At 47.4% G+C, this 12,042-nt stretch carries 12 protein-coding genes; all 12 read left to right on the forward strand.

The features are described 5' to 3' along the window. Nucleotides 1-101: 101 nt before the first annotated feature. Entirely contained in the window at nt 102-1,178 is a 1,077-nt protein-coding gene (locus HJV72_RS18340; RefSeq protein ID WP_208073226.1) for a 6-phosphofructokinase, read from the forward strand. Nucleotides 1,179-1,213: 35 nt separating this feature from the next. Further along, the gene (gene dnaX / locus HJV72_RS18345; protein WP_208073228.1) at nt 1,214-2,788 is read left to right on the forward strand and encodes a DNA polymerase III subunit gamma/tau; all 1,575 of its coding nucleotides are present in this window, start codon (nt 1,214-1,216) and stop codon (nt 2,786-2,788) included. A gap of 37 nt (nt 2,789-2,825) precedes the next feature. Further along, nucleotides 2,826-3,170 (forward strand): YbaB/EbfC family nucleoid-associated protein, encoded by a 345-nt coding sequence (locus HJV72_RS18350; RefSeq protein ID WP_208073230.1) that lies wholly within the window; start codon nt 2,826-2,828, stop codon nt 3,168-3,170. A 14-nt stretch (nt 3,171-3,184) separates the two neighbouring features. Further along, on the forward strand, nt 3,185-3,781 hold the full coding sequence (recR, locus tag HJV72_RS18355) for a recombination mediator RecR (RefSeq protein ID WP_208073232.1): 597 nt from the start codon (nt 3,185-3,187) through the stop codon (nt 3,779-3,781). 92 nt (nt 3,782-3,873) lie between these two features. Continuing rightward, nucleotides 3,874-4,971: a LacI family DNA-binding transcriptional regulator gene (locus tag HJV72_RS18360; RefSeq protein WP_208073235.1), complete on the forward strand. Its 1,098-nt coding sequence runs from the start codon at nt 3,874-3,876 to the stop codon at nt 4,969-4,971. A 268-nt stretch (nt 4,972-5,239) separates the two neighbouring features. Beyond that, nucleotides 5,240-5,893: a fructose-6-phosphate aldolase gene (fsa, locus tag HJV72_RS18365; RefSeq protein WP_049730364.1), complete on the forward strand. Its 654-nt coding sequence runs from the start codon at nt 5,240-5,242 to the stop codon at nt 5,891-5,893. Nucleotides 5,894-5,916: 23 nt separating this feature from the next. Next, nucleotides 5,917-6,753, forward strand: coding sequence for a transketolase (locus tag HJV72_RS18370; protein ID WP_208073237.1), 837 nt, complete (start codon nt 5,917-5,919; stop codon nt 6,751-6,753). Then, nucleotides 6,741-7,679 carry a transketolase family protein gene (locus HJV72_RS18375; RefSeq protein ID WP_066571562.1) on the forward strand — a complete coding sequence of 313 codons (939 nt, stop codon included), beginning with the start codon at nt 6,741-6,743 and terminating at the stop codon, nt 7,677-7,679. Before HJV72_RS18370 ends, HJV72_RS18375 begins: the two co-directional genes overlap by 13 nt. A gap of 172 nt (nt 7,680-7,851) precedes the next feature. After that, nucleotides 7,852-8,346: an HD domain-containing protein gene (locus HJV72_RS18380; protein ID WP_208073239.1), complete on the forward strand. Its 495-nt coding sequence runs from the start codon at nt 7,852-7,854 to the stop codon at nt 8,344-8,346. A gap of 114 nt (nt 8,347-8,460) precedes the next feature. After that, complete coding sequence (locus HJV72_RS18385) at nt 8,461-9,549, forward strand: LysM peptidoglycan-binding domain-containing protein (RefSeq protein WP_208073240.1); 1,089 nt, start codon at nt 8,461-8,463, stop codon at nt 9,547-9,549. 51 nt (nt 9,550-9,600) lie between these two features. Continuing rightward, nucleotides 9,601-10,854, forward strand: coding sequence for a DUF5711 family protein (locus tag HJV72_RS18390; RefSeq protein ID WP_208073242.1), 1,254 nt, complete (start codon nt 9,601-9,603; stop codon nt 10,852-10,854). A gap of 9 nt (nt 10,855-10,863) precedes the next feature. Next, the gene (locus tag HJV72_RS18395) at nt 10,864-11,781 is read left to right on the forward strand and encodes a CvpA family protein (RefSeq protein ID WP_208073244.1); all 918 of its coding nucleotides are present in this window, start codon (nt 10,864-10,866) and stop codon (nt 11,779-11,781) included. Nucleotides 11,782-12,042 lie beyond the last annotated feature (261 nt).

Below are 12,042 nucleotides of genomic sequence, written 5' to 3' on the forward strand. Positions count from 1 at the left end.
GAGGTTTTTTAAAAAACCTCCGTCCCCGATCAAATTCAGGGTGTCCCCAACCGCAGAAATGGGTTATAATATCTATAAGTATGCACGAAAGGAGTGAGTATATGTTTCGAATAGGAATGCTTACAAGCGGCGGAGACTGCCAGGCATTGAATGCCGCCATGCGCGGGGTGGTCAAGGGAATCTGCTCTAAGATACAGGATGTTGAAATCTATGGATTCCAGGAAGGTTATAAAGGTCTGATATATTCTAACTTTAAGATGCTGACATCCAGGGATTTCTCTGGGATACTGACTTTGGGCGGGACGATACTCGGAACATCCAGGCAGCCGTTCAAGATGATGCGGGTTCCGGATGAGGACGGGCTGGATAAGGTGGAGGCAATGAAGCACACGTATCATAAGCTGAACCTGAACTGTCTTGTCGTGCTTGGAGGCAACGGCACACATAAGACGGCTAACATGCTCCGGGAGGAAGGCCTTAATGTAATGACGCTGCCCAAGACGATTGACAATGACCTCTGGGGAACAGATATGACGTTCGGTTTTCAGAGCGCGGTCGATATCGCCACGGACACGATTGACCGGATCCACACGACGGCAACCTCACACAGCAGAGTATTCATTATCGAAGTCATGGGCCACAAGGTGGGATGGGTTACGCTCCATGCGGGTATTGCCGGCGGTGCTGACATCATTCTTCTTCCAGAGATACCATATGATATAGATGTGGTAGTAGATGCAATCAACAAGAGGAAGGATGCCGGAAAGAGGTTTACGATAATCGCTGTGGCGGAAGGTGCCATATCAAAGGAAGATGCGAAGCTTTCTAAAAAGGAGCTGAAGGCGAAGCAGGCCCAGAATTCGTATCCTTCCGTGGCATATGAAATATCTGAGAAGATTCAGAAAAAGACCGACCAGGAAGTCCGTATTACAGTGCCCGGACACACCCAGAGGGGAGGCTCCCCCTGCGCTTACGACCGCGTACTTTCGACGAGGCTTGGCGCGGCAGCAGCAGAAGCCATCATTGACGGAGACTTTGGCAATATGGTAGCAGTAAGGAACAACGAGATTGTCCGTGTTCCACTGGCGGAAGTTGCAGGTAAATTAAAATACGTGTCTCCATCGGCCGATATTATTAAAGAAGCGAAGCTTACAGGCATCAGCTTTGGGGATGCATAGACAACAATGAGTAAACAGTCAGGAGTGTAGATAAGATGTCATATATGGCATTATACCGGAAGTTTCGTCCGGATGAATTTGAAGACGTTAAGGGGCAGGATGCAATTGTCAAGACGCTGAAAAACCAGATAAAGGCGGACCGTATCGGACATGCCTACTTGTTCTGCGGAACAAGAGGGACGGGAAAGACTACGGTGGCGAAAATATTTGCCAAAGCGGTGAACTGTGAGCATCCGGCAGATGGGAGCCCATGCGGTGAATGTCCGATGTGCCGCTCCATTGCCGCCGGTACTTCTATGAATGTGATAGAAATTGACGCCGCTTCCAACAATGGCGTTGACAATATCCGTGAGATAAGGGAAGAAGTGGCATACAGGCCGACAGAAGGCCGTTATAAAGTATATATCATTGATGAGGTCCACATGCTCTCCATCGGGGCATTTAATGCCTTGCTCAAGACGCTGGAAGAGCCGCCGGAATATGTTATCTTTATTCTGGCGACGACGGAGGCTCATAAGATACCGATAACCATACTGAGCCGATGCCAGCGTTATGATTTTAAGCGGATATCTATCGAGACGATAGCGCGCCGGCTTCAAGAGCTGATAGAAAAAGAGCAGTGGGATGTGGAGGACAAGGCGGTGCGCTATATAGCTAAGATGGCGGACGGATCTATGAGGGATGCCCTCAGCCTGCTCGACCAGTGTGCTGCATTTTATATCGGAGAGAGGCTGACATACGACCATGTACTGGAAGTTCTAGGGGCTGTGGACACGGAAGTGTTCAGCCGGCTGCTCAGGGAACTGCTCGGCATGGATGTACATCAGGTAATCGAGACCGTGGACGAGCTTGTCATGCAGGGAAGGGAGCTGTCTCAGCTTGCCGCAGATTTTACATGGTATCTGAGGAACCTTCTGCTCGTAAAAGGCTCTGACAACATGGAGGACGTTCTGGATGTATCAACGGAGAATCTGGCGCAGCTCAAGGAAGAGGCACAGATGATTGACAATGACACGTTAATCCGTTATATTAGAATCTTCTCAGATCTTACAAACCAGCTCAAGTTTGCGACGCAGAAAAGAGTGCTTCTGGAAGTGACGATGATAAAGCTGTGCAAGCCGGCCATGGAGCCGAACCCGGATGCGCTGCTTGACCGTATCAGGGCAATTGAAATGCAGCTGGAACAGGGAACCCCGTCGGTGGAAGTGAAAGAAAAGGTAGTATATGTTAATGCAGACGAAGGTGCAAAGCCGGTTCAAAAGCAGAAGCCGCAGCTGCCGGCAGCTTTAAATGAAGATGTAAAAGCAGTGGCGCAGGATTTCCGCGGGATAGCGAATGACGCGTCCCCGATGCTTCGCAACTATCTGAAGAAAGCCAGGTTGAGCGCGGGCGAAGGGAATCGGCTTCTGATCGTCCTTCCGGACGAGGTGAGTGCCGGTGTCGTTGGGACCGAAGCACATAAAGCAGAGGTGGAGCAGCTGATTGAAGACAGGATTGGGAAAAAGGTAGTGCTGGAAGTCCGGCACGTTGAAACAGGCCGTCGGTTTGAGGACAGCTTTGTGGATATAGAAAATCTGATTCACATGGATATAACCGTGGAAGACGAATAATATTAAAAAAGACAGGAAAACAGGAGGACATTTTATCATGGCAAAACGAGGAGGATTTCCGGGCGGAGGAATGCCCGGCAATATGGCAAACCTTATGAAACAGGCGCAGAAGATGCAGCGCCAGATGGAAGAGCAGGCGAAGGAAATGGAGACGAAGGAATTCACCGCTTCAGCCGGCGGCGGTGCTGTAGAAGTGACCGTATCCGGTACAAGGCAGGTCCTGAAGGTGAAGCTGGATGAAGAGGTTGTAGATCCTGATGACATCGAGATGCTGGAGGACCTGATTGTGGCAGCGGTGAACGAAGCAATCGGTAAGGTGGAAGAAGAATCGGCATCAGCCATGTCCAAACTTACGGGCGGGCAGATGCCGGGAATGTTCTAGCAGGAGCGCGGACAATGGATTACTACAGCAACCAGATAAGCAAGTTAATTGAAGAACTGTCATGTCTGCCGGGCATAGGTATAAAGTCAGCGTCAAGGCTGGCTTTTCACTTGATACATATGCCTGTGGAAGAAGTGAAAAGGCTGGCGGATACTATGGTGGAGGCACGGGAAAATGTGAGGTACTGCTCGGAATGCTATACGCTGACCGACCAGGAACTCTGCCCAATCTGCCGGAATGATGGAAGAGACCATAAGACGATTATGGTCGTAGAGACGACAAGAGACCTTGCCGCCTATGAAAAGACCGGCAAGTACGAAGGCGTATATCACGTACTGCACGGAGCCATCTCCCCGATGCTCGGAATCGGCCCGGAGGATATCAAGCTGAAGGAACTGATGGAACGCCTGCGGGGCGACGTAGATGAAGTGATAATCGCCACCAATTCCAGTCTGGAAGGCGAGACTACCGCCATGTACATCAGCAAGCTGATCAAGCCCACCGGCATCAAAGTCAGCCGCATTGCAAGCGGGGTGCCGGTTGGAGGCGATCTGGAATACATCGACGAAGTGACCCTGCTGAGAGCCCTGGAAGGAAGAACCGAAATCTAAAAAGGGACAGGGCAAAACGTAATTGGGGACGGGGGAAAATTAAAAAACCTCCGTCCCCAATTAAAAAAAGGGTGTCCCTGATGGAGAACTGTATGGGAAAAAAGAAAGTTACGTCTACAGATATCGCCAAAGCGGCGGGGGTATCCCAGTCGACGGTATCTATGGTGCTGAATAAGAAGTATAATGTATCTTTTTCTAAGGAAACGGTCCGGAAGGTGGAGGAGGCGGCGGAAGCGCTCGGCTATGTCCCTCCGGGGAGGAAGAGCCGCAAGGGGAGCCGGAAGGAAAGGCTTCTTGTCGTATTCTGCTCTAATCTGACGAACCCATATTATGTCATGCTTCTGCAGGGGATTGAATCCCGTGCCAAAGAACAGGGCTTCGGCCTGTTCGTTTGCAATACGCAGAGGGACCTGCGTATGGAAGAGCGTTACCTTAAGATGATGTGGGAGCTGCGGCCGCTCGGAATCATCTACACATGTAACCCGAGCGAATGCTTCATGGGGCTGGTAGAGGAACTGTCTGTGCACATCCCGGTCGCTATCATCAACAATCAGAATGAGAAGTTGAATGTCGATGCCGTTGAGCTGGACAACTCCAAGCTTGGGCGGATGATGGCGCGCCACCTTCTGGAGCTCGGGCACAGACATGTAGCTTATATCGCGCCGCCGCTGACGGTCAGGCAGAAGCAGCGCTCCAAGCGTGTGGAAGGATTCCTGAAAGAATTCGCCGAGGCGGGTATCAGAGACAATGTCATTATAAAGGCAGCCAAGGAAGAGCTTGACCTGGACATCGCCCACATCGATTCAGAGTATAAGATTGGCTATGACTTGACAAAGGAGCTGCTGAGCGAGACAAAAGAGATTACTGCCATAGTCGGGTTAAATGACATGATTGCATTTGGAATACTGGACGCACTTCAGGAAGCTAAGATCAAGGTTCCCGGAGATATATCGGTGATGGGCTGCGACAACACGCTTTTTGCCCGTATGCATAAGGTTGCGCTGACCACGATTGAACACTTTGTCATTTTCAAAGGACGGGATGCCTGTGACATCATCATGAAGAAAATAGCGTCCCACAACTCCAAATATTCGGAGATTGAGCCAATCAGCACTTACCATGTAGAATATGAACCAAAGCTTATCATAAGGGGAACGACATCTTATGTGAAAAGGCGCAAGAAAAAATAAATTAATGTAAACGGGGGAATTATTAGTAATAATAGAATGAGGTTATATTTGAAGAAAAGTAGAAAAGCGTTAAATATGCCGGAATAGCAGAGAGAGTGTTTAATAAATCACAATTATATAATTAATAATATTGAGTTATTAATCATATAAATTACTAATAATAGTTTGAAGCTATTGACCTACATTCCCCACATAGGCTATAATTTTACCATGTGGCAAAAAGTAACGAACATATATAGGAATGATATATTTAAAGGAGGAAAAAAGAATGAAATTTTTCATTGACACAGCTAATGTTGAAGACATTAAAAAGGCAAATGACATGGGAGTAATCTGCGGGGTTACGACAAATCCTTCCCTCATTGCAAAGGAAGGAAGAGTGTTTGAAGAAGTTATCGCTGAAATCGCATCCATCGTAGACGGCGCAATCAGCGGAGAAGTAAAAGCTACGACAGTTGACGCAGAAGGTATGATAGCGGAAGGACGCGAGATTGCAAAGATTCATCCGAACATGGTAGTAAAAATTCCTATGACAGTAGAAGGCTTAAAAGCTTGTAAAGTTCTTTCTTCCGAAGGCATCAAGACAAATGTGACATTAGTCTTTAATTCCAACCAGGCACTTCTGGCAGCCAGGGCAGGCGCGACATATGTGTCTCCGTTCCTTGGACGCCTGGATGACATCAATGTAAGAGGCGTAGATTTGATCAGTGAGATAGCAGAAATCTTTGCAGTGTCAGGAATCGAGACTGAAATTATCGCGGCAAGTGTACGCAATCCAATTCACGTAACAGACTGCGCACTTGCAGGCGCTGATATTGCAACTGTGCCGTATAAAGTAATCGAACAGATGACAAAGCACCCTCTGACCGATGCAGGTATCGAGAAGTTCCAGGCAGACTACAGAGCAGTATTTGGAGAATAGATTAAAAAGCAGGAGGCATTTTCATGAATAAATTAGAATTAATGAAGACTGCTAATGAAATCCGCAAAGGCGTGATTACAGCGACACACAGTGCCAAATCCGGACACCCGGGCGGTTCATTATCAGCAGCAGACATCTACACATATCTCTATTTTGAAGAGATGAATATAGACCCTGAGGATCCGAAGAAAGCGGACAGAGACCGCTTCGTACTTTCCAAGGGGCACACGGCTCCGGGATACTATTCAACACTTGCCCAGAGAGGATTCTTCCCGGCAGAAGACCTTAAGACCCTGCGAAAAGTAGGTTCCTATCTTCAGGGACATCCTGACATGAAGCACATACCTGGCGTGGACATGTCCTCGGGATCTCTTGGACAAGGTGTCTCCGCTGCAGTTGGCATGGCCCTCTCAGCAAAGCTTTCCGGGGACAGCTACAGAGTGTACACGCTGCTTGGCGACGGAGAGATTCAGGAAGGCCAGGTCTGGGAAGCGGCAATGCTGGCAGCCCACAGAAAGCTGGACAATCTTGTGGTTATCGTGGATAACAACAACCTTCAGATTGACGGTGCAATAGACGAAGTCAATTCTCCATATCCGATTGACAAGAAGTTTGAAGCGTTTAATTTTCACGTAATCAATATCAATGGACACGATTTTGATGAAATCGACGCGGCATTTAAAGAGGCGAAGGCGACAAAAGGGCAGCCGACGGCTATCATTGCCAAGACGGTCAAAGGAAAAGATGTATCCTTTATGGAGAACCAGGCATCATGGCACGGAGCGGCTCCGAATGATGAGCAGTATGCAACAGCCATGGCAGATTTAGAGAAGGTAGGTGAAGCATTATGTCAGAAGTAAAGAAGATTGCAACGAGAGAAAGCTACGGTAATGCTTTAGTTGAGCTTGGCAATAAACATGAGGACGTAGTCGTGCTTGACGCCGACCTTGCAGCAGCTACCAAGACAGGCACATTCAAGAAGGCATATCCGGAGCGCCATATCGACTGCGGTATCGCAGAGTGCAACATGATTGGAGTGGCAGCAGGAATCGCCACGACAGGGAAAGTGCCTTTTGCGAGTTCTTTTGCCATGTTTGCGGCAGGACGGGCATTTGAGCAGGTAAGGAACTCTGTGGGATATCCGAAGCTGAATGTCAAGATTGGGGCCACCCACGCTGGAATCTCTGTTGGAGAAGACGGTGCGACGCACCAGTGCAACGAAGACATCGCGCTTATGAGGACGATTCCGGGAATGGTAGTCATCAATCCATCTGATGACGTAGAGGCAAAGGCAGCCGTAGAAGCGGCTTATGAACATGTGGGCCCTGTATACCTCAGGTTCGGAAGACTTGCAGTCCCTGTCATCAATGACAAGCCGGACTATAAATTTGAACTTGGCAAGGGCGTCGTGCTTCGGGAAGGAAAAGATGTGACAATCGTCGCTACGGGACTTCCAGTGTCCAACTGCCTTGAAGCGGCCGAGAAGCTGGCGGCAGATGGAATAGAAGCCAAGGTTATCAATATCCATACGATCAAGCCGCTTGACGAGGAGCTGATTGCAGAGGCTGCAAAAGAGACGGGAAAGATCGTAACAGTGGAAGAACACTCTGTAATCGGAGGTCTTGGAAGTGCGGTATGTGATGTCGTGGCAGAAAAGGCACCGGCCAAGGTTATGAAGATTGGTATCAATGATACTTACGGCGAATCAGGCCCTGCCGTAGAGCTGGTCAAGAAATACGGTCTGGATGCTGACAGCATCTATGAAAAAGTAAAAGCGTTTTGTTAAGATAAATTAAGGAAGCAGAAGGAGAAAGGACATGGCAGTGACAGCATACTGCCATGTCCTTTTCCAGCATTGAGGTATTGCAAAGACACGGCGGAAAAGGTAGAATATAGAAGGTAAAAGTCTGGACAGACGATGTACCTGAATCTCTATGAAAACGATAGAAAGAGTCGATATGCGAAACATAAGGAAAGAAATAGTTGAAAAATTATATACGCTCCGCCGCGGATGGAAAGAGGAGTTCTACGACTGTATCAAAGACGTGGCGAGACATCCGGTCGTACTGCGGATGAAGCTCTACCCGCACCATGGGAACACCAACTGCTATCAGCACTGTATGAATGTCGCCTACTATAACTACCAGTGGTGCCGCTTCCTGCATCTGGACGCCAGGTCGGCAGCCCGTGCAGGCATGCTTCACGACCTGTTCCTGTACGACTGGCATACCCACGCGGCGAGAACCGGAGATAAATTCCACGGCCTGACACATCCGGATGTATCATATAAGAATGCCTCGAGGCTGTATCAGTTGAATAAGGTAGAGAAAGATATCATATTGAACCATATGTGGCCGGTAACCTTTTTCCGCTTTCCGAGGACAAAAGAAGGATGGATTACGACCATAACAGACAAGTATTGCGGAGCCTGTGAAACAAGCCGTCGAAAATAAAAAGAAATGCCGGTAACATGCCGGAAATTTAATAGGACAAGTCCCATCATATGATAAAATGCGCACAATCCATATGCTATCATAAGCAAAAATATGCAGATGAGGTGAGAGTATATGGAGAAACAATTTCCCAAGAATGTAAGGCAGATAGGGAACGTCAGCGATGAGCCTAAGATATATGTAGAAGACTATGTAGACACCTATTTGAGCCAACTGCGTGAGAAAGCGGCAGAGACAGCCATAGGGGCTGCTCTTGTCGGAGAGATACAGTCTCTGGAAGAACAGGATGTGGTCTACATATCAGGTGCGATACAGATGAAAGAGCTGGAAGTCAAGGGGACAGAGATTGCAATAGAGGAAGAGACATGGAAACAGCTGGAGGAGGACAAGCAGGAATACTTCCCCTCCAAAGAGCTGGTGGGCTGGTGCCTGATTGAAACCGGGCACCCCATGGGGCTGAACAGTGGTGTTAAGAAAGTGCATGAGGCCTCTTTTTCTAAAGCGAACAGTATATTCATATGGAAGGATGCCCTCGAGGCAGACGAGATCTATTATGCATACAAATATCATGAACTGATGCAGATGGGAGGACATTACATCTATTATGAAAAGAATCCTTCCATGCAGAATTATATGATAAATACACGTAAAAAGATTGGCGTTACACCCAGTGAAGTGGTTGAGGATCGAGCTGCAAAGGATTTTCGTAGTGCAGTAAGGGAGAAGATGGAATATAAAGAGCAAAAAGGAAGTTCCAAATTCACTTACGCTACGAGCGTACTGCTTGTCGTAGTAGTACTGGCGATTGGTATCTCAACCGTTAATAACTTCGATAAAATGGAAGCCGTCCAGACATCTCTCGAGTCGCTGTCGCAGTCAGTGAACAAGCCGGAGAGCAAGACGGGCACCGTCAATGAAAATGAGGGAGAAGATTCTGATAAAAATACTACTGCAGGCGAGGCAAAGGCTGAGGATGCGGACGCAGAAGATAAAGAAGTTTCCGGAGGTACGGTTCCGGAAACTTCTACTATTCAGGAACAGCTTGGCGATGAAGACTATTATGTAGTCCAGAAAGGAGATACGCTGGACAGCATCAGTGTAAAGCTATATGGAAATACTTCTCATGTGGAGGCAATCTGCAAGATGAACGGCCTGTCTGACGGCAACCTTATATTCATCGGGCAAAAATTGTTATTACCATAGAAGTAAAATATGGTATACTGAACACAAATGACAATACAGAAGGAGATACAGATGTTACACAGAAGAAATAAGAACTTGCGTGTAGTAAGTGAATCTGGAGATCCGACAGATGCAATCATTGATCAGATAATGACGGAATTAAACAGCGAAGACAATCCGGTAGAAGAGATAGAGGAGCAGATCAAACAGCATAAAGCCAGATTCAGACGCCGTATCATAATAGCTGTATCGGCTGTTGTGGCTGCGGCTGTCGGCATCTATCTCCTCATACATCTTCAGACGTACACAAAAGCCAGAGTGAGCGACAGCTATGCAATCAAAGGCGCAGCCAATAACAGTTATGAAGAATTTGCAGACGGAGTCCTCAAGTACAGCCGGGACGGGGTGGCATATCTGAACCAAAAAGGGGAGGAAGAGTGGAACCAGCCATATCAGATTAAGAATCCAACTGTAGACGTGTGCGGAGATTCGGCCGCCCTTGCGGATAAAGGCGGGAACAGCATAATGATATTCCATAAAGGCGGGCTGAAAGGCGAGATACACACGACGCTTCCGATAGAAAAGATATCCGTGTCAGGACAGGGAATTGTCAGCGCAATACTAAAAAATGAGTCTTCCCCACAGGTTATATGCTATGATACTGCCGGAAACGTGCTCGTCGAGATAAAAGCGTCATTGTCAGGTTCGGGCTACCCGGTTGACGTGGCTTTGTCAGAGAATGGGGAGGTCATGCTCGTATCCTATCTGTATACGCAGGAGGGCAAGATTACTTCGAGGGCTGTGTATTATAATTTTGGCGAGGCAGGGGAGGAGAAGGCAGATCGTCAGGTGGCGTCCAAAGAGTATGAAGGGACTATATTCCCGTCGGCCTTTTTCATGAAGGGGGAGACTTCCGCTGTCGTGGGAGATGACAGACTCGTCGTATATAAAGGGCTGGATGAACCGAAAGAACAGGTGGAAGTCAAGATTGGAAAAGAGATTAAGAGCGTGTTCCACAGTGAGAAGTATATAGGCATGGTTCTGAAAAATGAAGGAAAAGAAGGATATGAGCTTCGGCTTTATAACACAAGCGGCCGTCAGGTGATGACCAAAGATTTTACGGGCGATTACAGCCAGGTGAAGCTCTGCAAAAGCCAGGTCATCATGTATGACGGCAAGAAGTGCACCATCTTTTTGCGGACCGGTGTCAGAAAGTTTAATGGCGAGATGAAATCGAACATACTGGAAATGTTCCCGATAGCAGGAGTAAATAAATACATCGTGATGAATGCAGACGGAATGGAAGTAGTCCGGCTTGTAAAATAAGGAGAAGACATGAACTGGATATTAATAGCGACTGGAGTTATATTTTTAATCTGTATTGTAGCAGGTATCTGCAGGGGAGCGATTAAGATAGCAGTATCCCTGGCCGCAACCCTTCTGACTTTGCTGCTCGTATATTTTGCCACGCCTTATGTGGCTCAGGGAATAGCCAAGTACACTCCTCTTGACGAGATGATCGAGGATCAGGTAATCAGCACGATGGCAGGCGCCGCCGCATCACAGATAGCGGAAGGTGATACGGGCGGGCTGACGCAAGAGGATGTCAGGAAGGCATTAAATGCGGCAGGAGTGACGGAGGACATGCTGTCACAATATGGTGTGACGGTCCAGGATATTGTAGATGGAAAGATTAAAAGTTCTGATTTGGAGAAATATGGGATATCCGGTGATTTGCTGGACGGGTTCGGAGGAGAGAAGAAAAAAGAGGTGGAGGATGCAATAAGTAATGCGGATATACCGAGAGACCTTCAGGTGGCCGCGATAGAAAAAGCCGATCTCCCGGGTCTGTTTAAAGACATGCTCACGACAAATAATAACAGCGATGTATATAAAGAGCTTGGTGTTGAGACATTTGCCCAGTACGTCGGACATTTCCTGGCAAAGCTTATTATCCATATTATTGCATTTCTGTGTACGTTCATATTAGTCACCATAGTGATAAGGGCAATCGTGTTCGCCCTTGACATTGTCTCGGAGCTGCCGGTACTCGGAGCGGTAAACAGGCTGGCCGGAGGGGCGGTAGGAGTAGTGGGAGCCCTGATAATAGTATGGACCTTGTTTGTTATCATAACATTGCTCTATACGACGGATATCGGTAAGCAGATGTTTGAAATGATTGAAAGCAACAGTCTGTTGCAAATGCTTTACGATTATAATCCAATAATGAAGCTCGCCACGATTTTAAAATAAAATAGTATAAAATCCCTTGACATTAAAAATAAAAGATGATATTATTAAAATCCACCGCGGGAACGTGGTGGATTTTTGAGCGGGACAAGCTGGTGGGAGCCGGTAAAGCCGCTGAAAAAATAAAAAAAGATATCGAAAAAGTATTGACAAAACATCCCAATATATGGTATCTTATAAAAGTTGTCGCTGACATACAGCGAAACAACAAAGCACCTTGATAATTAAACAATAGACAACGACCCTGAAGATTTCTTGAAAAGA

This window comes from Extibacter sp. GGCC_0201, from assembly GCF_017566055.1.
GTDB lineage: Bacteria > Bacillota > Clostridia > Lachnospirales > Lachnospiraceae > Extibacter.

Excerpts from the sequence above, each read along its gene's own strand:
- HJV72_RS18390 (WP_208073242.1), top strand. The coding sequence starts at position 9,601 with ATGTTACACAGAAGAAATAAGAACTTGCGTGTAGTAAGTGAATCTGGA.
- HJV72_RS18350 (WP_208073230.1), top strand. The coding sequence starts at position 2,826 with ATGGCAAAACGAGGAGGATTTCCGGGCGGAGGAATGCCCGGCAATATG.
- HJV72_RS18380 (WP_208073239.1), top strand. The coding sequence starts at position 7,852 with ATGCGAAACATAAGGAAAGAAATAGTTGAAAAATTATATACGCTCCGC.
- HJV72_RS18340 (WP_208073226.1), top strand. The coding sequence starts at position 102 with ATGTTTCGAATAGGAATGCTTACAAGCGGCGGAGACTGCCAGGCATTG.
- recR (WP_208073232.1), top strand. The coding sequence starts at position 3,185 with ATGGATTACTACAGCAACCAGATAAGCAAGTTAATTGAAGAACTGTCA.
- HJV72_RS18375 (WP_066571562.1), top strand. The coding sequence starts at position 6,741 with ATGTCAGAAGTAAAGAAGATTGCAACGAGAGAAAGCTACGGTAATGCT.
- HJV72_RS18370 (WP_208073237.1), top strand. The coding sequence starts at position 5,917 with ATGAATAAATTAGAATTAATGAAGACTGCTAATGAAATCCGCAAAGGC.
- HJV72_RS18395 (WP_208073244.1), top strand. The coding sequence starts at position 10,864 with ATGAACTGGATATTAATAGCGACTGGAGTTATATTTTTAATCTGTATT.
- HJV72_RS18385 (WP_208073240.1), top strand. The coding sequence starts at position 8,461 with ATGGAGAAACAATTTCCCAAGAATGTAAGGCAGATAGGGAACGTCAGC.
- fsa (WP_049730364.1), top strand. The coding sequence starts at position 5,240 with ATGAAATTTTTCATTGACACAGCTAATGTTGAAGACATTAAAAAGGCA.
- dnaX (WP_208073228.1), top strand. The coding sequence starts at position 1,214 with ATGTCATATATGGCATTATACCGGAAGTTTCGTCCGGATGAATTTGAA.
- HJV72_RS18360 (WP_208073235.1), top strand. The coding sequence starts at position 3,874 with ATGGGAAAAAAGAAAGTTACGTCTACAGATATCGCCAAAGCGGCGGGG.